Genomic DNA, 22,386 nt, shown 5'->3' on the forward strand with positions numbered 1-22,386 from the left:
CCTACTCCCGATCCGATACGCCGATCATGCTTAAAGGTAGGGTCAGCGTCACCACCGCGCCACCCTCCGGGCGGTTCGTCGCCTCGATCCGGCCGCCCAGCTTGCGGACGACGCTCGAGACCAGGAACAGGCCGACGCCATGCCCCTCGCCCTTGGTCGACTGCTGGGGGCGGCCGACCTGCGACAGGGTGGCCGAAGTAAAGCCCGGACCGCAATCGGTGACCCGTACGGCGACCGCCCCACCCTCGCGCGTCACGCTCAAGCCTACCCATGCGGGGGACGCCTCGGCCGCGTTATCGAGGACGTTCCACACCGCCTGCTTGATCGCCGGGTCGGATACGATCGCGGCATCGTCATCGGTGCGGTGATAATCGAGCGTCACCTGCGTATGGCTCTGTCGCCATTCATCGACGATGGTATCGATGAAGCGGCCGACCTCGGACAGCTCCGCCGCCTCGCCGCGTGGTTCGCCCGCCGATTGCAGGATGCGGGTAACGATCGCCTTGCACCGCTGCACCTCCGCCTGCATCTCGGCGATCTCACCCATCAGTTCGGGATCATCGCGCAGCTTCGGCACGCGTCGCCAGTCGCTCAGGATCACCGACAGGCTGGCGAGCGGCGTGCCTAGCTCATGCGCCGCGCCGGAGGCGAGCAGGCCCATACGCACGATATGCTCCTCCTCCGACGCCTGTTGCCGCAGATCGGCGAGGCGCGCGGCGCTGCGGCGCAGATTGTGGCTGATGCGGGTGACGAACAGGATGAGCAGCCCTGCGACCAGCGCAAAGCCCAGCCAGTTGCCCAGCGTATGCAGTCCGGCAATGTCGCCGAACAACCAGGGCGGAAAGCTGAGCGGCCGATGGTGCAACGACAACAGGCCGAAGCATACGCCCGTAATCCCCGCCAACGCCCAGGCCGACCATGTCTCGAGCAACACAGCGCCCAGCACGACCTGAATGAGGTAGAGTGAAATGAACGGGTTCGTCGCCCCGCCCGCCAGGAACAACTGGAGCGTCAGCGTACCGACGTCGAACATCAGCGCGAACAGCAGTTCGGTATTGGTGATCCGGTGAAAGCGAAGCCGGACATGGCTGAGCAGGTTGATCGCCACCGCCATCACGAGCACGCCCATCATCGCGGGCACGGGAAGTTGAACCCCCATGACGCGATTGACGAACAGGATCGTGACCAGCTGCCCCGCCACCGCCATCCAGCGCAGGTGGATGAGCTGGCGCATATTCGCGGTGCCCGCCGTCGGATCGGGCTCACGCGGGCGCATCGTAAAGGGCAGGAAGGGCGGCTCGCCCGAGGTCATTCGCGCCCTCGCCGCCACAGTATGAAAAGGCCGACCACCGTCAGCAGCGCGAGCGCGAACCATGTCAACGCGTACGAGAGATGGCTGTTGCGAAACGCCACCACGGTCAGTCCGCCAACCGGATAGCCGCCCGGATTGGGGCTGGCGTCGGCATCGATGAAATAGGGGGCGACCGGTCCCAGCCGCTTCGCCTCGGCGATGGCCACGACGTCGCGCGAATACCAGCGATCGGCGGTAGGGTCGTTTGAGCGGAGGAAGCCGCCGCCCGGCTCGGTCACGCGGACCAGCCCCGTCACGCGTACCGGTCCCTCGGGGCGGCTATGGTCCTGGCGCTTCTCAGGTGGGACGAAACCGCGATTGACGAGCACCGTGAAATTCGGCCCGACCAGTGGCGTCAGCACCCAGTAACCGGGACCGCGCTCGGTCACCGCTTGAACGAAGGTCTCGCGATTGTTGCGGAAGCGGCCCTGGGCGGTGACCCGACGATAGACGTCGGACTGGTCGGCCGAAGGTGGCGCCGCGACGGGCGGGGCACGGAGGCGCGCATCGACCGTTGCGATCAGGTCTAGTTTCCAGGCCCGGCGCTGCAACTGCCAGACGCCGAGCGAAACAAACCCCGCAACCAGGGCCAGCCCGATCGCGGTCAGGATCGCCAGCGTCAGCGGCGAGCGGCCGCGCCGCCCTCCGCCGACGCCAGCATCCGTCATTACATGCCACCGCCCAGTTGGGCGGCCATGTCGGGCATCATGTTGGTGTTCATGTGATACATGACCCAGATCGATCCGCTCAGCGTAATCACGACGAGAACGGCGGTAAAGACCAGCGCCATCATCGTCCAGCCACCCTCCGACTTGGTGTTCATGTGGAGGAAGTAGATCATGTGGACGACGATCTGGACGAAGGCCAGGCCCATGATGACCAAAGCGGTCGTCTGGGTATCGCCCAGCGCGCCGGTCATGACCGCCCAGAACGGAATGGCCGTCAGGATCACCGACAGCACGAAGCCGATCATGTAGCCTTTGAGCGAGCCATGACCGTGGGTATCGCCATGCGCATGGGCATCATGGCCGTGGTCGGCGTGGTCGCCATGACCATGGGGGTTATGAGCGCTCAACGGAGAACTCCCAGCAGATAGACAAAGGTGAAAACACCGATCCAGACGACGTCCAGGAAGTGCCAGAACATCGACAGGCACATCAGGCGACGCTTGTTCGCCTCGATCAGGCCGAAGCGGCCGACCTGCACCATCAGCGTGACCAGCCAGATCGAACCGAAGGTGACGTGCAGACCGTGCGTGCCGACCAACGTGAAGAAGGACGACAGGAAGGCCGAACGCTGCGGACCCGCGCCCTCATGGATGAGGTTGGCGAATTCGTAGAGCTCGATCGACAGGAAGGCGAGACCGAACAGGCCGGTGATGCCCAGCCAGATCAGCGTGTTGGACTTCTGATTCTTCTCCATCGCGATCATGGCAAAGCCATAGGTGATCGACGACAGCAGCAGCATGGATGTGTTGAGCGCGACCAGCGGAAGCTCGAAAATCTCCCGCGGGGTCGGCCCGCCCGCATAGCTGGTGCCCAGGACGCCGTAGGTGGCGAACAGGATGGCGAAGATGAGACAGTCGCTCATCAGGTACATCCAGAAGCCGATGGCCGTCGAGCCACCGCCTTCGTGATGATGATCCTCGTCCTCGACCAGATAATAGGTCGGGTTCTTGGCCGGATCGGCGCTCAGAACGTCGGTCGACATGGATCAGGCTCCCTGCCCGAGCAGACGACGCCGCTCGCTTTCCGTAGCCACGACTTCCTCGACGGGAATGTAATAGTCGCGGTCATAGTTGAACGTGTGCCAGATGGCGACGACGACGACACCGATCAGGCCAAAAGCGGCGAGCCACCACATGTACCAGATCATGCCGAACCCGGCGGCCGTCGAAAGGGCGGCGATGATGACGCCGGTGCCCGTGTTCTTCGGCATGTGGATCGGACGATAGCCCTCGGTCGGCGCCTCGGCCTTCTTGTCCTTCATGTCGTACCAGGCATCCAGCTCATGGATGACCGGCGTGAACGCGAAGTTGTAGTCCGGCGGCGGCGACGAGGTCGCCCATTCCAGCGTGCGGCCGTTCCAGGGATCGCCCGTCACGTCGCGCAGTTCTTCCTTCTTCCAGATCGACACGCCGATCTGAACCAGGAAGGCCCCGATGCCGCCCGCGATCATCAGCGCACCGAGCAGCGCGACGACGAAGTAGATTTGCAGCGACGGATCGTCGAAGTGATGGAGGCGACGCGTCACGCCCATCAGGCCCATGATGTAGAGCGGCGTGAAGGCGACCCAGAAGCCGATGACCCACAGCCAGAACGACACCTTGCCCCAGAACTGGTTGAGCTTGAACCCGAAGGCCTTGGGCCACCAGTAGTTGATCGCGGCAAAGGCGCCGAACAGCACACCGCCGATGATGACGTTGTGGAAGTGGGCAATCAGGAACAGCGAGTTGTGCAGCACGAAGTCGGCAGGCGGAACAGCCAGCAGAACGCCGGTCATGCCGCCGATCGAGAAGGTCAGCATGAACGCGATGGTCCACATCATCGGCAGCTCGAACCGGATGCGCCCCTTGTACATGGTGAACAGCCAGTTGAAGATCTTCGCACCCGTCGGGATCGAAATCACCATGGTGGTGATGCCGAAGAACGAGTTGACGCTGGCGCCCGAACCCATGGTGAAGAAGTGGTGCAGCCAGACCAGGTACGACAGGATCGTGATGACGATCGTGGCGTAGACCATCGAGGTATAGCCGAACAGACGCTTGCCCGAAAAGGTCGAGGTCACTTCTGAGAACACGCCGAACAGCGGCAGGATCAGGATGTAGACCTCCGGGTGACCCCAGATCCAGATCAGGTTCACGTACATCATCGGGTTGCCGCCGAGATTGTTCGTGAAGAAGTTGGTGCCGACATAGCGGTCGAGCGACAGCAGGACGAGCGTGGCGGTCAGCACGGGGAAGCTGGCGACGATCAGGACGTTCGCGCACAGCGAGGTCCAGCAGAACACCGGCAGCTTCATCATGGTCATGCCCGGCGCGCGCATCTTGATGATGGTCGCGATCAGGTTGATGCCCGACAAGGTCGTGCCGACACCGGCAACCTGAAGCGCCCAGATATAATAGTCGACGCCGACATCGGGACTGAAGTCGAGCTCCGACAGCGGCGGGAAGGCAAGCCAGCCGGTCCGCGCAAACTCGCCGATGAACAGCGAGGCCATGACCAGCACCACGCCGCCCGCCGTCATCCAGAAGCTCAGATTGTTGAGATACGGGAAGGACACGTCGCGCGCACCGATCTGGAGCGGCACGACATAGTTCATCAGGCCGGTGATGATCGGCATCGCCACGAAGAAGATCATGATGACGCCGTGGGCGGTGAACACCTGATCATAGTGATGCGAGTTCAGAAAGCCCTGGTTATCGCCGAAGGCGATGGCCTGCTGCCCGCGCATCATCAGCGCGTCGGCAAAGCCGCGCAGCAGCATCACGATGCCCAGCACCATGTACATGATGCCGATGCGCTTGTGATCGACGGTGGTGAACCACTCCTTCCAGAGATAGCCCCACAGCTTGAACTTGGTGATCAGCGCCAGCACCGCGATGCCGCCGACCGCGACACCCAGGAAGGTGCCGACGACGATCGGCTCGTGGATCGGCAACGATTCGATCGATAGCCGTCCGAAGATGGTCTTTATGATGTTTTCCATGATGGCGTGCCTCAGCCGCGACCCGCACCGGCATGACCAAAGGTCTGCGGGCCGGGGGTCTGCGGGATGGAAAGGAAGGACATGCGGCGGTTCTTCATCTCACCGGCATCCTGCGCGCCGTTCGACGGCGTGGGCTCCAGGCTCTGATGCGGCGAGACCTCGATTTCCTCGGGCGACTTTTCGAGCGCACCCTTGGTCCGATCCCCATGCATCGGGCCGGTATTGTTGACGGGCGGATTACCCTCGCCGACCTTCATCTTGTGCGGATCGCCGCCACCGGTCATCCGGTCGTGCATCATCACGTCCGACATGCACGGCGTGTTGTCCGCCACGCAGCGGTTGACGACACGATCGAACAAGCCGCCCTGGACGCCGTTGAAGTACATGGCGGGCACATACTCGCTCGGTTTCTCGACGGTCAGGAAGGCCGCGCGGGTTAGCTGACCCTGCCCCTTGCCCTGTCCGGCCTGCGACGCGCGAACCTTGTCCACCCACTGGTCGAAGCCGTTCGACTGCAGCGCGTAGACAGGGAAGTTCATGCCCGAGAAGCCCGCGCCGCTATAGTGCGACGACAGCCCCTTGAACGTGCCCTCGCGGTTCAGGACCGCGTGCAGCTTCGTCTCCATGCCGGGCATGGTGTAGATCATGCCGGCCATGGCGGGGATGTAGAAGGCGTTCATCACCGAGGTGCCGGTCAGGCGGAACTCGACGGGCCGGTCGACCGGCAGGGCCAGTTCGTTGACCGTCGCGATGCCCTGCTCGGGATAGATGAACAGCCACTTCCAGTCGAGCGCGACGACCTGAACCTCGAGCGGCTTGACGCCCGCCGCGACCGGCTGCCCAGGTGCGGTCCGCTCGATCGGGCGATAGGGATCGAGCAGGTGCGTGCTGGTCCACGTCACTGCGCCCAGGCAGATGATGATGAGCAGCGGGGCCGACCAGATCACCAGTTCGAGCATCGTCGAATGGTCGAACTCGGGATCATATTCGGCTTCGGTGTTGCTCTTGCGATAGCGCCACGCGAACAGCACCGTCAGCGCCATCACCGGAATGATGATGAGCAGCATCAGGGCCGTCGCGATCAGCACCAGATCGCGTTGCTGCACGGCGACGTCACCGGCAGGGTTGAGCACGACCGCGTCGCATCCCCCCAGCATGGCCAGGAGGGGCAAGGCGGCCCAGCGAAGAGGGCGCAGGCGCGCAAGGCTCGACGAATGAGACATATGGAAAGCGCCGCTACGCCTTTGCTGCACCTGCGCACATTGGACAGTTTGTCCAATCCCCCCCGGCCGCCGAAAGGCGCATAGGCGCAGCAGAATGGCGGTCCTGTGCGGTCTTTTTGCATCGCAACCGGCCCGCCTTAGGTACAGGTAAGAAGTCAGGACTGGCAGCCGATGAGCGCAGAGTTAACCGCATCGACCTCGACGCCCCTTGAGCGGGACGCGCAGTTGGTCAATGCCCGCGAGCCGCACCATGTCGCGCCGGGCGATATCGCCATCGGCGTCATTATCGGGCGCACGTCGGAGTTCTTCGACTTCTTCGTATACGCCATCGCTTCGGTGCTGGTATTCCCGTCGCTGATCTTTCCCTATGTCGATGCGCTGACCGGCACGCTCTACTCGTTCGCGCTGTTCTCGCTGGCGTTCATCGCCCGGCCCATCGGCACCTTCATCTTCATGGCGGTCGACCGCAGCCTGGGTCGCGGGGTCAAGCTGACCATCGCGCTGTTCCTGCTCGGTGGCTCGACCATGGCGATCGCCTTCCTGCCCGGCTATGCGCAGATCGGCACGTCGGCGGCCGTGCTGCTCGGCATCTTCCGCATCATGCAGGGTCTGGCCCTGGGCGGCGCCTGGGACGGCCTGCCCTCGCTGCTGTCGCTGAACGCCCCGGAGCGTCGTCGCGGCTGGTACGCGATGATCCCGCAGCTGGGCGCGCCGCTGGGCCTGCTGGTCGCCAACGGCCTGTTCGCCTTTTTCCTGACGACACTGAGCACCGCCGACTTCCTGGACTGGGGCTGGCGCTATCCGTTCTTCGTGGCCTTCGCGATCAACGTCGTGGCGCTGTTCGCCCGCCTGCGTATCGTCGCGACGCCGGAATTCCAGCGCCTGTTCGAGACCCGCGAGCTTCAGCCCGCACCGGTCGGCGAGACGATCCGTGCCGAAGGCCGCACCGTCCTGCTGGGTGCGTTCGCGCCGCTCGCCAGCTTTGCGATGTTCCACATCGTCACCGTGTTCCCGCTGTCCTGGGTCGTGCTGTTCAACAAGGAACGCCCGCAGGACTTCATGATGATCGAAATCGTCGGCAGCATCGTCGGCGTTATCGCGATTCTCGCCTCGGGCAAGATCGCCGACCGGGTGGGTCGCCGTACCCTGCTGGGCGCGTCGGCCGCCGCCATCGCCGCTTATGCGGGCTTCGCGCCGCAGCTGCTGAGCCAGGGCGGCGTGGGCGAGACGATCTATATTGTGCTCGGCTTCCTGCTGCTCGGCTTGGGCTTCGGCCAGTCGTCGGGCGTCATCAACTCGGGCTTCTCGCCGCTGCGTCGCTATACCGGTGCCGCGATCACCTCGGACCTGGCCTGGCTGCTGGGTGCGGGTTTCGCGCCGCTGGCCGCGCTGCTGCTGTCGAGCAATTTCGGACTGTTGTCGGTCGGTGTCTATCTGTTGTCGGGTGCTGTCGGCACGCTGGCCGCGCTGGGCATCAACAAGGAACTCGCCAAGCGCGCATCGTAACGCGTCTACGCGATTTTAGGAACGAAATGGCCGGCGGGGCGACCCGTCGGCCGTTTTGCTTTGGGCATGCGCCATCCTACATTCATCCTAGCCGCGTATCAGGCCGGGCAGGAGGCGTTATGAAGACAGGCATAGGACGCAAGGCCGCGATGGCCATGGCATTTGCGGGCGGCACGTTTTTCGCAATTGCAGCGGATGCACGGGTTCCGGCAGGAACCTGGGCCAATCCCTCGAACACGGTGCAGGTGCGCTTCGCGCCCTGTGGTCGCGGACGCGACGCGCAGCTGATGTGCGGCACCGTCGTCTGGGCCAGCGAACAGGCCAAGGCCGATGCGGAGCGAGGCGGTTCGCCCCGGCTCGTCGGCACGCCCCTGTTCACCGATTTCGAGGAGGAAGAACCCGGCCGCTGGGCGGGAACGGTCTTCATTCCCGATATCGGACGCGAGGTGGAAGGCACGATCACCCAGATCGACGCCCGCACGCTCGTCGGCGAGGGGTGCCTGTTCGGGCGATTGGGCTGCAAGGAACAGCGCTGGCACCGAGTCAAATAACGCCGCGCCATGGAACCGCCGCGCGTTTGCGGCGTCCCCGACGCGGTAACAGGAAAGGGCAGATATGGCTGACGATACGCTGACAGTGGTTGCGGGCACGATCGAGGACAATGTGTCCGACCGGCAGGTCGAATTCGTCGGGGAATTGGACGGCGAGGAATATCAGTTCGCGGCCCAGTACGACCTTCTCGAAGCGTTGAGCGGCGACGTGCCGGATGGCGACGCCGTGGAACTGTTCGAGCGCTATTGCGACGACATTTTGGAAGCGGCCCAGACCGCGCTCGCCCGGGACATGACCCAGTCGCTGGTCGTCGTCAGCGAGAACGATCTCGACTGATCGTCCCAGCCAGGATCACTGGTCGAACAGCCGGTCCATCTGCTGCGCGAGCTCCGCCAAAGTGTAGGGTTTGCGCAGCAGGGCAAAGCCATGGCTGCCCTCATCCGCGATGACCTGGCTATAGCCGCTGGTCAGCAGGATGCGGAGTTCGGGATAAAGGCGGCTGATCTCATGCGCGAAATCGATGCCCGACTGGCCGGGCATCATGACGTCGGAGAATACGAGGTCGAACCGATCCGCGCCGGTCTTCAACTCCTCCATCGCGGCGGCCGCGTTGGTCGTCGTGACGGTATGAGATCCCAGCGTCTGTAGCGCCTCGACCGCGAACTGACCGACTTCGATATTGTCCTCGACCACGAGGACGCGGTGCTCGGCGCGCTTGTGGCCTGTCGCCATCGCCACGCGCCCTTCACTGACCGGCAGGCCGTCCACCTGCGGCAAAAGGAGAGTGAAGGTCGCCCCCTCGCCCGGCTCGCTGACGACATGGACGTCGCCACCCGACTGGCGCGCAAAGCCGAACACCTGGCTGAGGCCCAAGCCGGTGCCCGCCCCCAGCCGCTTGGTGGTGAAGAAGGGCTCGAAAATCTGGTCGAGACGTTCGGGCGGAATACCTTCGCCGGTATCGGTTATCGCAATCCGTACCTGACGCTCGCTCACTGCTTCGGCCTCGGACTTCACCCGAATGGTCAGCCGCCCCTGCCCCGCCATCGCGTCCCGCGCATTGACCGCCATGTTGACGATCGCGGTATCGAGCTGGCTGCGGTCGACATGCGCGCGACAGGGCACCTCCGGCAGATCGACGTCCAGCTCTATGCCCGGACCACACAGGGTCGTGATCATATCGACCAGCGATGTTATGCTGTCCCCGACATCGACGATCTCTGGGGTCAGCGGCTGGCGGCGCGCGAAGGCGAGCAATTGCGCCGTCAGCTTGGCGGCGCGATCGGCGGCGTCAGCGATGGCGTCGATCTGGCGCTGGCGACGCTCAGCCGGGAATTCGGCGCGGCGGAGCAGGTCGATCGAACCGCGAATGACGGTGAGCAGGTTGTTGAAGTCATGCGCGACACTGCCCGTCAACTGGCCGATCGCCTCCAACTTCTGTGCCTGGCGCAGCTGTTCCTCGGTGGCGCGCAACGCCTCCTCGGCAGCCTTTTGCTGGGTGATGTGACGACCGACCGAAAAGACTTCGAATTCGCTGGAGGCGCCGACCCAGGCGATCCATTCGTCATGGCCCTCGGCATGGTGCATCCTGAGTTCGATCCGCGGGACGCCCCCTTCCAGTGAAGTGCGCAGCGCGGCTCGCGCCCCCTCCCGATCGTCGGCGTGAATGAAATCCATCACCGACCGGCCGATCAGGTCGGTCGCCTCATAGCCCAGCAAAACCCGCCACGCCGGGTTGATCCGGCGGATCGTCCCTTCGGGATCGATCACGGTCAGCAGGTCCGGCGACACGTCCCACATCCGGTCGCGCTCGGCAGTCCGTTCGATGATCCGCTGTTCCAGCGTGACGTTCAGCCCGCGCAACTCCTCCAGCGCTTGCGACAATTGCGCCTGGCTCTCACGCAGGGCGGCATCGGCATGGACGCGTGCGGTCGTCTCGTTGGTGAAGATGAACAGTCCGGCGACCTTGCCTTCGCCGTCCAGCACGCGCGAATACGAGAAGGACCAGAAAGTATGCGCCTCGCCCCGGTCGGTATCGAGCTTCCAGGGCAGATCGACGAAGCGCTGGGTCCGGCCCGCCAGCGCATCGTCGATGATCGGCCGCGCCTGTTCCAGCGCATCGGCCCATACCTCGTCGAAGCGCGCCCCCATCGCCCAGGACAGGCGCGGGCCCAGCAGCGGAAAATACGTCTCGTTGAAGAAGAAATGAAGGTCCGGCCCCCAGGCCAGGATCATCGATTCGGGCGAGTTGAGCACGAGGCTCAAAGGAATGCGGAAGGATTCGGGCCAATCCTGCGGCGGCCCCATCGGGTGCCCAGTCCAATCCCGTGCGAGGATCAGTCGTGTCGCCTCCCCTCCACCTTCCAGAAAGGCCAGCTTCGGATCGGAGGAGACGACACTCATTGAGGCGCTGCTAGCAAGTTGTACGTGGCTCCGCCACCGTCACAATTCCTCGCCCGCCAATGTCGCCGCTGCCTGGATGACGGCCAAATGGGTCAGTCCCTGTGGCATGTTGCCCAGATAATGGCCGGTCTTCGGATCAATCATCTCGGCGTAAAGCCCCGCGCCCCGGCTATCGAGCACCTCGGTCGCCGCGTCAAAGGCGGCCTGCGCGGCCTCGGTCTGGCCGAGGATTGCACGCGCCTCGATCATCCAGAAGGTACAGGCGAGAAAACAGCCTTCCTCCTTATGCACGCCCGAATAGCGATAGTGGAAGGCCCCCGCCGCCAATTCCCGGTCGAGCGCGTCGAGGGTGCGGGCCAACCGGTCCTGCCCATCGAAGCGAAAGCGCACCGCCAGCGCCAGGCTGGCGTCCAGAGAGTCGCTGTCGGGGTGCATCAGATAGGCACCGCGCGCCTCCGACCAGCAATGCTCGCCGATCCACGCCTCGATCCGATCGCGTTCGCGCGCCCAGCGGTCGCGGCAGGTCGTCGGGATCTGCCCCTCATCGGCCAGTTCGACCGCCCGCGCCAGCGCCTGCCAGCAACTGATCTTCGACATGGTGTAATGACGTTCCTCGGGTAGCTCCCAGATGCCCGCATCGGGTTGCCGCCACCGATCGGCGCAGTCGTCCGCCAAGTGCGACAGCGTCTCCGCGCTGGAGGTGTCGAGGAAGTTGCCACAGGCGACGAAGCGGCTCGCCGTCTCGAAGATGTCGCCATAGATGCCGTGCTGGTGCTGGCCGCCCGCCAGATTACCGACACGGACCGGCCGGGACCCGCGATAGCCACCGACAGCGATTTCCTGCTCCTCGGGCACGGGCTGGCCGTTCAGCGTGTAGCAGACCTGCGGCATGCCCTCCCCCAACCGCTTGAGCAGCCAGGTGAAGGCCGCTTTCGCCTCGGCATGGGCACCGATGCGCAGGAACGCCTTGATCGTATAGCCGGCATCGCGAACCCAGGCGTAGCGATAGTCGTAATTCTTCTCGCCGCCGATCCCCTCGGGCAGGGATGTGGTCGCCGCCGCCGTGATCGCCCCGGTCGGGGAGTAGAGCAGCAGCTTCAACGCCAGCGCGCTGCGCAGGATACGGTCGCGGTGAAGTTCGGGCACCTTTAGCCCGCTGGTCCATTGCCGCCACTCATCGTCCGACAGGTCAATCCGCGCGTCGATCTGCTCGATATCCTGGCAGACCAGCGGTTCGTCCTCGCCCGCGATGATCGCGATGCGCGCGCGGTCGCCCGGCCCCACCGACGCCGTGCCGGTGACCAGCCCATCCTCGACATGATCGATGGTCACATGCGCACAGTGACGGAACACGCCCAGCACGCTGTCGACATGAAAGACATTATGCCCGCCCGCCGGTGCGAAATAGGGGCTGACCGTGTCCGCCCGGCGGCTGAACCGCAGGGTGATGGCGAAGCGGACGAACCCGTCGAGCCCCTCCACCCGGCGCGCCAGCTCTGCCCAGGGAAGCCGCCCGGCCGGGCCGCTGTTAAGGGACTCGACCAGCTTCGCCCGGCCGCTGGCGGTGGTGAAGATCGTCTCCAGTACGTTGCTGTGGGTGCGATAGCGCCGCTCGACGGTGAAGGGCTCGACCGGCGTGATCGCGAAGGTCCCGCCCCGTTCCCCATCCAGCAGCCGGTCGAACAGCGGCGCGGAATCCATGTTGGGTACGCACCACCAGTCTATTGTCCCGTCCGCCCCGCTCAGCGCGACACTACGCCCGTCCCCCAGCGCGGCATAGTTTTCGAGGTCGAGAAATCCTTCGGCATCGCGCAGCGGATCGGCATGCTGGTCGGGAAGAGACACGGTGGCAAGCGCTCCACTGATACAGGTTAGGCGGCTGAAAACTCGCCAGACCCGTTAAATCTCCGTGGGACCTTCGTCGGATTGGCGCGTTGCAGCATCCGTTACGTCATTTGGGAGCATCGCCATGAGCCTGGCATCGGCATTCGGTTTCGGCACGAAGAAGGTCCGCTACGCAGTCGTAGGGGCGGGCGACATCACCCAGTCGGCCATGCTGCCCGGCATCGAGCATACCGGCAATTCGGAGCTGACCGCGATCGTTACCGGCGACGCCGAGAAGGGACGTCTGCTCGCCAAGAAATATGGCGTCGAGCATGTCTATTCCTATGATGAGTTCGACAAGCTGCTGACCGCGAATGTCTGCGACGCCATCTATCTCGGCACCCCCAATTGGCGACATGCCGAATTCGCCATTCCGGCGCTGGACGCGGGCATCCATGTACTGTGCGAAAAGCCGCTAGAGGTCTCCAGCGAGAAGGCCCGCGCCATTCAGGATGCCGAGCGCCGCTCCACCGCCAAGCTGATGACGGCCTATCGTCTGCACTTCGAGCCGGGCACGCTGGCGGCGATCGAGAAGATCAGGAACGGCGAATTGGGTGAACTGGTCGGCTTCACATCCTGCTTCGGGCAGAAACTGGACCCCGATAATCACCGTGCCAAGCACGGGCTAGAAGCCGGGCCGCTCTTCGACATGGCGCCCTACCCCATCAACGCCATCCGCTATCTGTTCGGGGCGGAGCCGGTCGCGGTCGAAAGTGCCGTCGCCACGCGCCAGCCGAGCGCTGGCCTGGGCGACCTCGACGATACCTTCGCCGTCGTCCTGCGGATGCCGGGCGACAAGCTGGCGAGCTTCACGGTCAGCTATGCGATGAACAATATCGACAGCCTGATCGTGGCGGGCATGAAGGGCTCGATTCATATGAGCCCGGCCTATGGTTTCCAGTCGGGGATCGAGCATGACGTCACGATCGGCGACAAGCAGAGCCATGAGGCGTTCAAGCATACCGACCAGTTCGGCGGCGAAATGCGCTATTTCTCCGACTGCATCCTGAATGACCGAGATCCCGAGCCCGATGTCGAGGAAGGTCTGTCCGATCTGCGTGTGATCGAGGGGATCGTAAAGGTGATGGAGACGGGCAGCCGCGTCGAACTGCCGCCCTTCACCCGCACCCGCCGCATCGATCCGGCCAGCCAGCGCCAGACCCTGTCTGCGGTCCGAGCCCCCGAACAGGTCAAGGCGAAATCGCCCACCGGGAATTGATGCGCATCAACGCGATTATGGGGGAGCATAATCTCTCCCATAATCGTTACGCTGGCGATGACAGTTGATGTCACGGCAGGGAGTCGACGGTGGATAACAGGCAGGAACAGCTTCGCGCGCGCGCTTACGGCATCTGGCAGGCCGAGGGGGAGCCGCACGGGCGCGACCGCGAGCATTGGGAGATGGCCGAGCGCGAACTCGCCAGTCCTAATGCAGATGTGAAGGCTCCCGAGCCCAAATCCACCTCCACTCGCTCGAGAAAGGCCACGCCCGTCGAGAAGACCGATGTAAAGGGGGCAGCGGAGGCGAAGCCCAAGACGCGCAAGCCGCGCGCCGCCAAACCCGCCTGACGTCCATTGGCGGGGCAACGCCCCTCAACATGACTGCGCCTTTCGCAAGGCACCATTTCACGGATCGTCATTCGACTTTTGCCGGAGAGATTTCTTGACCGAATTGCCCGACCAGATCCTGCCCGGCTCCGCCTATCCGCTGGGCGCCAGCTTCGATGGAGAGGGCGTCAATTTCGCCGTGTTCTCGGCCAATGCCGACCGCATCGAGCTGTGCATCTTCGACTCGCAGGGCAAGCGCGAGCTGAAGCGTTACACCCTGCCCGAATGCACCGATGAGGTCTGGCATGGCTATCTCCCCGATGTCGGGCCGGGCCTGCTCTATGGCTACCGCGCGCATGGGCCTTACGAGCCTGAGGCCGGGCACCGCTTCAATCCGAACAAATTGCTGCTCGACCCTTACGCCCGCAAGCTGCACGGTGAGATCAAATGGACCGACGCGCTGCACGGCTATCAGATCCGGTCGAAGAAGGAAGATCTGAGCTTCGACAAGCGCGACAGTGCTGCCGCCATGCCCAAGGCAGTGGTGGTCGACGATCATTTCGAGTGGTCGCGCGACGTGAAGCCCAACACGCCCTGGTCCGAAACCGTGATCTACGAAGCGCATGTAAAGGGTCTGACCAAGCTGATGGAGCTCGTGCCGCCGCGTGAGCGGGGCACCTATGCCGGGCTCGGCCATCCCGCGGTCATCAAGCATCTGAAGCGCATCGGCGTCACCGCGATCGAGCTTTTGCCGATCCACAGCTTCACGCAGGACCGGTTCCTGCAGGAAAAGGGGCTGCGTAACTATTGGGGCTATAACACGCTAGGCTTCTTCGCTCCCGAGCAGGCCTATTTCGCGACCGATACCCAGGACGAACTGCGCCGCGCGGTGCACAAGTTGCATAAGGCGGGGATCGAGGTCATCCTCGACGTGGTTTACAACCACACCTGCGAAGGATCGGAAAAGGGCCCGACCTTGTCGTGGCGTGGGCTCGACAATGCCAGCTATTACCGGCTGGTGCAGGATCAGCCGCGCTACACGATCAACGACACCGGCACCGGTAACACGCTGAACCTGTCGAAGGCGCGGGTGATCCAGATGGTGGCGGACTCGCTGCGCTACTGGGCGACCAGCTTCGGGGTCGACGGCTTCCGCTTCGACCTGGGGCTGACCCTGGGGCGCGAGGCGGATGGCTTCGATCCGGGTTCGGCCTTTTTCGACGTGCTGCGCCAGGACCCGGTGTTGGGCCGGCTGAAGCTGCTGACCGAGCCATGGGACGTCGGACCCGGCGGTTATCAACTCGGCAATTTCCCGCCCGGCTTTTCCGAGTGGAACGACAAGTATCGTGACACGGTGCGCAAATATTGGCGTGGCGATCCCGGCCAGCGTGGCGATCTGGCGGCGCGGCTGGCGGGCTCGGGCGATCTGTTCGACCGGCGGGCACGGCGGCCTTGGGCCAGCCTCAACATGCTCGCGGCGCATGACGGCTTCACCCTGGCCGATACGGTCATGTACGAGCAGCGCCACAACGAGGCCAACAAGGAAGACAATCGCGACGGCCATTCGGAAAACTACTCGCGCAATTGGGGCGCCGAGGGGCCGACCGACGATGAAGGCATCAAGGACGCACGCGGTCGCGTGATGCGGTCGATGATGACGACCTTGCTCGCCTCGCTGGGCACGCCGATGATCGTGGCGGGCGACGAATTCGGTCGGACGCAGCACGGCAACAACAACGCCTATTGCCAGGATAACGAAATCAGCTGGCTCGACTGGAAGGCCGCCGCCTCGGAGGAAGGCGAGGCTATGATCGCCTTCACCGCGCGACTGGCCGAGTTGCGGCGGCGCTATGTCGTGCTGCGCGCGCCGAGCTTTCTCTATGGGCAGGACACGCCGGGCCATGGCATCAACGATATCGAATGGTGGGACGAACGTGGCGAGCGACTGAGCCCCGAGGATTGGGACAATCCCGAAGGCCGCGCCTTGATGATGCGTCGCGCGATCGCGACCGAAGATGGCTGGGTCGAGGCGGTGTCGCTCCTGCTCAACGCCTCGGCCGATCCGATCACCTTCACCCTGCCCCCGCCCCATGCCGCACGCACCGTCCTGATCGACAGTGCCAAGCCCGAACAGGGCGAGATCGAGATCGGCGACAGCTATGAGGTCGGGCCGCAAAGCGCCGTGTTGATCACCTGGCAGGATGCGATCGAGGCATGACTGCCTGGGGCCCCGAGCTGCGCGACGGCGCCGACACCCGTTTCCGCCTCTGGGCACCCGACCGAGAGGCGGTGACGCTGGAGATCGATGGCGCGCCTTCCGTGGCGATGCAGCGGGACGGTGCCGGCTGGTTCACCGCGACGGCGCCGGCGTCGGCAGGCACGCGCTATCGGTATCGACTGGATGCCGAACTGGCGGTGCCCGATCCGGCCTCCCGGCTGCAATCGGGTGGTGTCCATGGCTGGAGCGTGGTGGTCGATCCACGTTTCGCCTGGAACGCGACCGAATGGCGCGGTCGGCCCTGGGAAGAGATGGTCATCCTGGAGCTTCATGCGGGCACGTTGGGCGGGTTCGAGGGTATTCGGGATAGGCTGCCCGCCATCGCCGCATCGGGCGTTACCGCGATCGAGCTGATGCCGGTCAACGCCTTTGGCGGCACCCGCAACTGGGGTTATGACGGGGTGCTGCCCTATGCCGTGGCCGAGCCCTATGGCTCGCCCGCCGAGTTGAAGACGCTGGTCGACACCGCCCATGGCCTGGGCATCTCGGTGTTCCTCGATGTGGTCTATAATCACTTCGGGCCGGACGGGAATTTTCTCAACGCCTATGCCAGCGCCTTCTTCCATCAGGATGTCGACACACCCTGGGGCGGCGCGGTGGCGGTCGACGCCGATCCGGTGCATCGCTTCTTCGTCGACAATGCGCTGATGTGGCTGCGCGATTATCGCATCGACGGGCTGCGCTTCGATGCGGTTCACGCGATCGCCAATGACAGCTTTCTCGACCGGATGGCGAGCGAAATCCGCGCGGCGCTACCCGAGCGGCATGTCCATCTGGTTCTCGAAAACGAGAAGAACGATGCCGAACGGTTGCGGGCCGGATGTTATGACGCGCAGTGGAACGACGATTTCCACAATGTCCTTCACGTCCTGCTGACCGGTGAGACCAGCGCCTATTATGGCGACTTCGCCGATCGCCCGGCGGAACGGCTGGCACGTTGTCTGAAGGAAGGCTTCATCTACCAAGGCGAAGGTTCGCCCAACCATGACGGCAAGCCCCGCGGCAAGCCATCGGGCGACCTGGCCAGCAACGCCTTCGTCGCGTTCCTTCAGAACCACGATCAAGTGGGCAACCGCGCCATGGGCGAGCGGCTGATCCGGCTGACCGATCGCGAGCGGCTCCGCGCCGCGACCGCGCTGCTGCTGCTCGGGCCGCAAATCCCCTTGCTGTTCATGGGCGAGGAGGAGGGCAGCGAGAGCCCCTTCCTGTTCTTCACCGACTTCCACGACGAACTGGCCGATGCGGTCCGCGAAGGCCGCCGCCGCGAATTCGCCAAGTTCGACGCCTTCGCCGACCCCGAAGCGCGTGAGCGTATCCCCGACCCGAATGCCCGCAGCACGTTCGACGCGTCCGTTCCCGAACCCGGACCGGCGGCAGGCGAATGGCGGGCCCTGTATCGCGAGCTGCTGACCCTGCGACAGGTCCATATCGTACCTCGACTGAAAGGTGCGGTCGGCCTGTCGGCCGATGCCAGCGGCGAAGCACGGGTCAAGGCGCGCTGGAGGATGGCGGACGGGGCCATGCTGACGATCCTGATCGACCTCGGCACCGATCCGCTGCCTTTGGATCAGGAGGACGGCACCTTGATCTTCCGGGAGAACGACCGCTTCGCCGCCTGGATTTCCACATGAGCGACCTCCACGCCCGTGCCGAGGCAGCAGGGCTGTCGCGCGATTGGCAGGACGCCAAGGGACAGGCGCAATGCGTCTCGGACGAAGCGTTGGCGGCGATCCTCGACCGGCTCGATATCGATCATGGCGAACCGGTTTTCGTTTCCGGCGAGCTCGATCAGGCCATCGCACTGCCTGGCACGTGGCGCGATGGACCGGCGCACCTGACGCTCGACAATGGCGAGGTGCGGTCGGTCACCCTGAACGACGGCGTACTCCCCGGCATAGCAGACTGGGGCTATCATCGGCTGGAGCAAGGCGGCCACAGCATCACCGTCGCGGTCGCCGCTGCCCGCTGCCCCGCGCCGCCGCCGGGGCGTCACTGGGGCAGCGCCGTGCAAATTCCGTCGCTTCGGGAAGGCGGCGGGGCCTATGGTGATTTCGCCAGCCTGGCGACGGCCGCCCGGGCGCTGGGCCAGTCCGGCGCTTCGGCCCTTGCCATCAGTCCCGTCCATGCCCTCTTCCCCGCCGATGCCAGCCGGTTCAGCCCCTATGCTCCGTCGAGCCGCCTGTTCCGCAACATCTGGCTCGCTCCCGCTGGAGAACCGGTGGCCGAGGCTCCGTCGCTGATCGACTGGAAAACGGCGGCACCCGACCGCTTACGTGATCTCCGGCTGGCCTATGACCGATTGGACGATAAAAGCCGATCGGACTTCGCCCGGTGGCGGCACGAACAGGGCGAGCGGCTGGAAGCGCAGGTCCGTTTCGATGCGTTGCAAGCGCATTTCTACGCTCGGGATCAGGCGCAGGGCTGGCGAGGTTGGCCGTCCGAATATCACGATCCGACCGGAGCGGCGGTGACCCATTTCGTGGCGGAGCATCAGGATGCGATCGCCTTCTACGCCTTTGCGCAATGGTGGGCCGACCGTGCACTGGCGCAAGCATCGACCGCCGCGCGCGAGGCGGGGATGGAAATCGGGCTGATCGCCGATCTTGCCATCGGCGTGGCAGCCGACGGAGCCGACAGCTGGAGCCGTCCGGGCGAGCTGCTGAGCGGCCTGTCGATCGGCGCGCCGCCCGATCCGTTGGGCCCGGAGGGGCAGAATTGGGGCATTACCGCGCTATCCCCCTTCGCGCTCCGCCGACTGGGTTTCGTACCCTTCATCCAGACGCTGCGCGCCGTCTTCGCACACGCAGGCGGCATCCGTATCGACCATGCGCTTGGGCTGTGCCGTTTGTGGGTAATCCCGGAGGGCGCACCGGCCGACCAGGGTGCCTATCTGGCGATGCCCTTTGCCGACCTGCTACGCATCCTGCGGATCGAGGCACAGCGGGCCAATGACGGAGGCGGTGCCATCGTGATCGGCGAGGACCTGGGCACCGTGCCTCCGGGGTTTCGGGACACGATGGCTGACATCGGGATGCTCGGAATGCGGGTGCTTCCGTTCGAGCGGGATGCCGAAGGCCGGTTCACGCGACCGGAGCAGTGGGACGCACAGGCTATTGCGATGACCGCCACCCATGACATTCCGACCGTCCGAGGCTGGTGGACCGGTCGCGACCTCGACTGGCGGGCTAGGATCGCGGGTCGCTCGGTATCCTCCGAGGATAGCGAGCACCGCGCGCAGGAAAAGGCGGCGCTCTGGGCCATGATTGGCGAAGACACAGCCCTGCCGTCGGAAGCAGAGCCCGTGGTCGATGCCGCCATAAAAGCCGTCGCGGCCACCCCCTGCCCGCTCGCCATCGTGCCGATCGAGGACCTGTTGGGCCTGGAGGAGCAGCCGAACCTGCCGGGCACCATCGACGAGCATCCCAACTGGCGACGTCGCCTGCCCGACACATGGGATGCAGCGTGCCGGAGCGAGGCAGTCGCCGCCCGCATCGCCACGCTCAACGCCCGATGATCCCTCTTCAAGGACGCCGACCATGACGCCGCGCGCCACCTATCGTTTCCAGTTCCACAAAGACTTTCCCTTCGACCGGGCAGAGGCCTTGCTGCCCTATCTCGACCGGCTGGGGATCAGCCATGTCTATGCCTCGCCCATCACCACCGCGGCGGCGGGGTCGATGCACGGCTATGACGTGATCGACCCGACCCGAATTAATCCCGAACTGGGCGGCGAAGAGGCGTTCCGCGCGCTGTCGCAGGCCGCCCGAGGGCTGGGCATGGGTGTCATCATCGACATCGTGCCCAATCATATGGGCGTCGCAGGCGGCGGCAACGCTTGGTGGAACGATGTACTTACCCGTGGCGAGGCCAGCCAATACGCACGATTCTTCGACATCGACTGGTCGCGCAAGCTGGTCCTGCCAATTCTGGGCGATCCACTGGCCAAGGTGCTGGCGGACGGCCAGATTACGGTCGAACGCCGGGATGGACGCGCCGAGATCGTCGCTTATGGCGAGCATCGCCTGCCGGTGCGGGACGAGGATCAGGATCGAGCCGAAGATGTACCGGTCGCCAAACTACTCGACCGGCAGCATTATCGGCTGGCCTCGTGGCGCGTGGCAAACGACGAGCTCAACTGGCGCCGTTTCTTCACCATCAACGATCTGGCGGGCCTTCGCGTCGAGGACGACGATGTGTTCGAGGAGAGCCACGCACTCTATTTCAGACTGTATGAGGAAGGTCTGATCGACGGCGTGCGGATCGATCATGTCGACGGCCTGACCGATCCGATAGGCTATTGCCGGAAGCTGCGCGCGCGGTTCGACGCGATCCCGCGCGCCGACGGGAACCGCGCCTATATCGTGGTCGAGAAAATCCTCGCCGCCGATGAGCCGATGGGCCAGGACTGGGGTGTCGACGGCACCAGCGGTTATGATTTCATGGAAGAGGTCTCCGCGCTGATCCACGCGCCGGAGGGGACAAGGCCCTTGGCCGAACTCTGGGCGCAGTTGAGCGGCCGATCCCCTCACTTCGCGCCCGAGGAAGTGCAGGCGCGGCAGGACCTATTAGCATGGCAGTTTGCAGGGCAACTAGACCAGTGTGTCGGGGCCTTCAGCGCTTTGACGGCATCGGTCGGTGCACTTGAAGGTGCAATCACCACACCGATGCTGCGCCGCGCGATCGAGCGGCTGCTTTGGGTGTTTCCGGTCTATCGTACCTATGGCCCCGACGCTCCGACCAGCGACGCCGCCATCCGGGAACAGGCCCGCCGCCGCGTCGATCCGCTGCTGCCACCGGGCGAGGGTTCTGTCGCCGACCGGATACTGGCCTGGCTCGCGGGCGAAGGTCCAGGGGACCGGGCCTTGCTGGCCGACGCGGTTCGACGGCTCCAGCAACTTTCCGCGCCGATCGCGGCCAAGGCGGTCGAGGATACGGCGTTTTATCGCCACGCCGTCCTGTTCTCTCGCAACGATGTCGGTTTCGATGCAGGCCGCCTGAGCATGTCCATCGCCGCCTTCCACGAGCGCATGAAGGGTCGTGCCGAACGCTTCCCCCGCGCGATGCTGACCACCGCCACCCATGACCATAAGCGCGGCGAGGATGTCCGCGCCCGGCTGGCGGTGTTGAGCGCTATGCCCGACGAATGGCGGCTGCAGGTCGAGGCTTGGTGGCGGCAGACCGTCGATCTCGCCGAGGGCGTCGATCCGGCGGATTGGTACATGTTGATCCAGACCCTGGTCGGCGCTTGGCCGGACGAAGGTGATCTCGGCGACTTCTCGACACGGATCGCGGCGTGGCAGGAAAAGTCGCTCCGCGAGGCCAAGCTTCGCTCGTCCTGGGAAGCGCCGGACACCGATTATGAAGAACGGTGCAACTCCTTGGCGCAGGCGCTGATCGACGGAGAAAAGGGGAAGGATTTCCGCAAAGGAATGACCGCCTTGCTCCGCCGGATCGCATCGGCGGCCGACGCGAATATCCTGACCCAGGTGGCCTTGCGCTACACCGTACCCGGTATCCCCGACTGTTATCAGGGGACGGAGTTCGCCGATCTAAGCCTGGTCGATCCCGATAATCGCCGGCCGGTGGACTATCCCGCACGCGAAGCCGCGCTCGCCGATGGGCATTGCCCAAAGCAGAAAGTCATCGCCGATCTGCTCGCCCTGCGGCGGCGTTTTCCGGACCTGTTCCTCCAGGGCCGCTATACCCCTCTGCCGGTCACCGGCTATGGCCGGGACCGAGTGATCGCCTTTGAACGGCAGCACGGCGATCAGCGATTGACCTGCATCTTCGGTCTACGGGTGATGCCGTTGATCGGCGCGGATGGCGTGATCGACTGGCGCGATACGGCAGTGGAAACCAGCGAGGGCCTAATCCGTCTGGCCGACCGGGTTGGGCCGATGCCGCTTTGGTTCTGGGTTAAGACGGGTAGCTGAGCG

The 22,386-nt window shown here is 64.6% G+C and carries 17 protein-coding genes; 9 read left to right on the forward strand and 8 right to left on the reverse strand.

Translation table 11 applies throughout. The features are described 5' to 3' along the window. Nucleotide 1: 1 nt before the first annotated feature. Genes SB4_RS00740 through cyoA form a run of 6 tightly spaced genes read right to left on the reverse strand, consistent with a single transcriptional unit; the run spans nt 2 to nt 6,282 of the window. A complete protein-coding gene (locus SB4_RS00740; RefSeq protein WP_082669865.1) occupies nt 2–1,312 on the reverse strand; it encodes an ATP-binding protein in 1,311 nt (436 codons plus the stop codon). Then, nucleotides 1,309–2,019: an SURF1 family protein gene (locus SB4_RS00745; protein WP_058750985.1), complete on the reverse strand. Its 711-nt coding sequence runs from the start codon at nt 2,017–2,019 to the stop codon at nt 1,309–1,311. The genes SB4_RS00740 and SB4_RS00745 overlap by 4 nt, the downstream gene beginning before the upstream one ends. Further along, nucleotides 2,019–2,426, reverse strand: coding sequence for a cytochrome o ubiquinol oxidase subunit IV (gene cyoD / locus SB4_RS00750; RefSeq protein WP_058750986.1), 408 nt, complete (start codon nt 2,424–2,426; stop codon nt 2,019–2,021). Before cyoD ends, SB4_RS00745 begins: the two co-directional genes overlap by 1 nt. After that, the gene (cyoC, locus tag SB4_RS00755; protein WP_058715635.1) at nt 2,423–3,061 is read right to left on the reverse strand and encodes a cytochrome o ubiquinol oxidase subunit III; all 639 of its coding nucleotides are present in this window, start codon (nt 3,059–3,061) and stop codon (nt 2,423–2,425) included. Before cyoC ends, cyoD begins: the two co-directional genes overlap by 4 nt. 3 nt (nt 3,062–3,064) lie before the next feature. Further along, nucleotides 3,065–5,059 (reverse strand): cytochrome o ubiquinol oxidase subunit I, encoded by a 1,995-nt coding sequence (cyoB, locus tag SB4_RS00760; RefSeq protein ID WP_082669866.1) that lies wholly within the window; start codon nt 5,057–5,059, stop codon nt 3,065–3,067. 11 nt (nt 5,060–5,070) lie between these two features. Then, nucleotides 5,071–6,282, reverse strand: a complete 1,212-nt coding sequence (gene cyoA, locus SB4_RS00765) for a ubiquinol oxidase subunit II (protein WP_082669867.1) — start codon at nt 6,280–6,282, stop codon at nt 5,071–5,073. A gap of 171 nt (nt 6,283–6,453) precedes the next feature. On the opposite strand from cyoA, the gene SB4_RS00770 reads away from it, so the two are divergent. The 3 genes from SB4_RS00770 to SB4_RS00780 all read left to right on the forward strand — a co-directional run bounded on the left by SB4_RS00770 (nt 6,454) and on the right by SB4_RS00780 (nt 8,676). Next, entirely contained in the window at nt 6,454–7,788 is a 1,335-nt protein-coding gene (locus SB4_RS00770) for an MFS transporter (protein WP_058750989.1), read from the forward strand. A 119-nt stretch (nt 7,789–7,907) separates the two neighbouring features. Further along, nucleotides 7,908–8,339 carry a DUF2147 domain-containing protein gene (locus tag SB4_RS00775; RefSeq protein WP_241488429.1) on the forward strand — a complete coding sequence of 144 codons (432 nt, stop codon included), beginning with the start codon at nt 7,908–7,910 and terminating at the stop codon, nt 8,337–8,339. 64 nt (nt 8,340–8,403) lie between these two features. Beyond that, nucleotides 8,404–8,676, forward strand: coding sequence for a DUF1488 family protein (locus SB4_RS00780; RefSeq protein ID WP_058750990.1), 273 nt, complete (start codon nt 8,404–8,406; stop codon nt 8,674–8,676). A gap of 15 nt (nt 8,677–8,691) precedes the next feature. Here the strand turns inward: SB4_RS00780 and SB4_RS00785 are convergent, their stop codons facing one another. Together SB4_RS00785 and SB4_RS00790 are read right to left on the reverse strand one after the other, a co-directional pair. After that, nucleotides 8,692–10,740, reverse strand: coding sequence for an ATP-binding protein (locus SB4_RS00785; protein WP_058750991.1), 2,049 nt, complete (start codon nt 10,738–10,740; stop codon nt 8,692–8,694). A 39-nt stretch (nt 10,741–10,779) separates the two neighbouring features. Continuing rightward, nucleotides 10,780–12,585 carry a glycoside hydrolase family 15 protein gene (locus SB4_RS00790; RefSeq protein ID WP_082669868.1) on the reverse strand — a complete coding sequence of 602 codons (1,806 nt, stop codon included), beginning with the start codon at nt 12,583–12,585 and terminating at the stop codon, nt 10,780–10,782. 124 nt (nt 12,586–12,709) lie between these two features. Here SB4_RS00790 and SB4_RS00795 point away from each other — a divergent pair, with 124 nt between their 5' ends. From SB4_RS00795 to treY, 6 genes are all read left to right on the forward strand, one after another. Further along, nucleotides 12,710–13,843, forward strand: a complete 1,134-nt coding sequence (locus SB4_RS00795) for a Gfo/Idh/MocA family protein (protein WP_058750993.1) — start codon at nt 12,710–12,712, stop codon at nt 13,841–13,843. Nucleotides 13,844–13,932: 89 nt separating this feature from the next. Further along, nucleotides 13,933–14,193 carry a DUF2934 domain-containing protein gene (locus SB4_RS00800; RefSeq protein WP_058750994.1) on the forward strand — a complete coding sequence of 87 codons (261 nt, stop codon included), beginning with the start codon at nt 13,933–13,935 and terminating at the stop codon, nt 14,191–14,193. A 94-nt stretch (nt 14,194–14,287) separates the two neighbouring features. After that, complete coding sequence (gene glgX / locus SB4_RS00805) at nt 14,288–16,390, forward strand: glycogen debranching protein GlgX (RefSeq protein ID WP_058750995.1); 2,103 nt, start codon at nt 14,288–14,290, stop codon at nt 16,388–16,390. After that, complete coding sequence (gene treZ, locus SB4_RS00810; protein ID WP_058750996.1) at nt 16,387–18,081, forward strand: malto-oligosyltrehalose trehalohydrolase; 1,695 nt, start codon at nt 16,387–16,389, stop codon at nt 18,079–18,081. The genes glgX and treZ overlap by 4 nt, the downstream gene beginning before the upstream one ends. After that, nucleotides 18,078–19,964 (forward strand): 4-alpha-glucanotransferase, encoded by a 1,887-nt coding sequence (gene malQ, locus SB4_RS00815; RefSeq protein ID WP_058750997.1) that lies wholly within the window; start codon nt 18,078–18,080, stop codon nt 19,962–19,964. Before treZ ends, malQ begins: the two co-directional genes overlap by 4 nt. A gap of 22 nt (nt 19,965–19,986) precedes the next feature. Next, nucleotides 19,987–22,383, forward strand: coding sequence for a malto-oligosyltrehalose synthase (gene treY / locus SB4_RS00820; protein WP_082669869.1), 2,397 nt, complete (start codon nt 19,987–19,989; stop codon nt 22,381–22,383). The last annotated feature ends 3 nt before the right edge of the window (nt 22,384–22,386 follow it).

The sequence above is a fragment of the Sphingomonas sanguinis genome (assembly GCF_001476905.1).
Taxonomy (GTDB): domain Bacteria; phylum Pseudomonadota; class Alphaproteobacteria; order Sphingomonadales; family Sphingomonadaceae; genus Sphingomonas; species Sphingomonas sanguinis_B.

Coding starts and splice junctions, on each gene's coding strand:
- SB4_RS00740 (WP_082669865.1), bottom strand. CDS start 1,312: ATGACCTCGGGCGAGCCGCCCTTCCTGCCCTTTACGATGCGCCCGCGT.
- SB4_RS00745 (WP_058750985.1), bottom strand. CDS start 2,019: ATGACGGATGCTGGCGTCGGCGGAGGGCGGCGCGGCCGCTCGCCGCTG.
- cyoC (WP_058715635.1), bottom strand. CDS start 3,061: ATGTCGACCGACGTTCTGAGCGCCGATCCGGCCAAGAACCCGACCTAT.
- cyoB (WP_082669866.1), bottom strand. CDS start 5,059: ATGGAAAACATCATAAAGACCATCTTCGGACGGCTATCGATCGAATCG.
- cyoA (WP_082669867.1), bottom strand. CDS start 6,282: ATGTCTCATTCGTCGAGCCTTGCGCGCCTGCGCCCTCTTCGCTGGGCC.
- SB4_RS00770 (WP_058750989.1), top strand. CDS start 6,454: ATGAGCGCAGAGTTAACCGCATCGACCTCGACGCCCCTTGAGCGGGAC.
- SB4_RS00775 (WP_241488429.1), top strand. CDS start 7,908: ATGAAGACAGGCATAGGACGCAAGGCCGCGATGGCCATGGCATTTGCG.
- SB4_RS00780 (WP_058750990.1), top strand. CDS start 8,404: ATGGCTGACGATACGCTGACAGTGGTTGCGGGCACGATCGAGGACAAT.
- SB4_RS00785 (WP_058750991.1), bottom strand. CDS start 10,740: ATGAGTGTCGTCTCCTCCGATCCGAAGCTGGCCTTTCTGGAAGGTGGA.
- SB4_RS00795 (WP_058750993.1), top strand. CDS start 12,710: ATGAGCCTGGCATCGGCATTCGGTTTCGGCACGAAGAAGGTCCGCTAC.
- treZ (WP_058750996.1), top strand. CDS start 16,387: ATGACTGCCTGGGGCCCCGAGCTGCGCGACGGCGCCGACACCCGTTTC.
- malQ (WP_058750997.1), top strand. CDS start 18,078: ATGAGCGACCTCCACGCCCGTGCCGAGGCAGCAGGGCTGTCGCGCGAT.
- treY (WP_082669869.1), top strand. CDS start 19,987: ATGACGCCGCGCGCCACCTATCGTTTCCAGTTCCACAAAGACTTTCCC.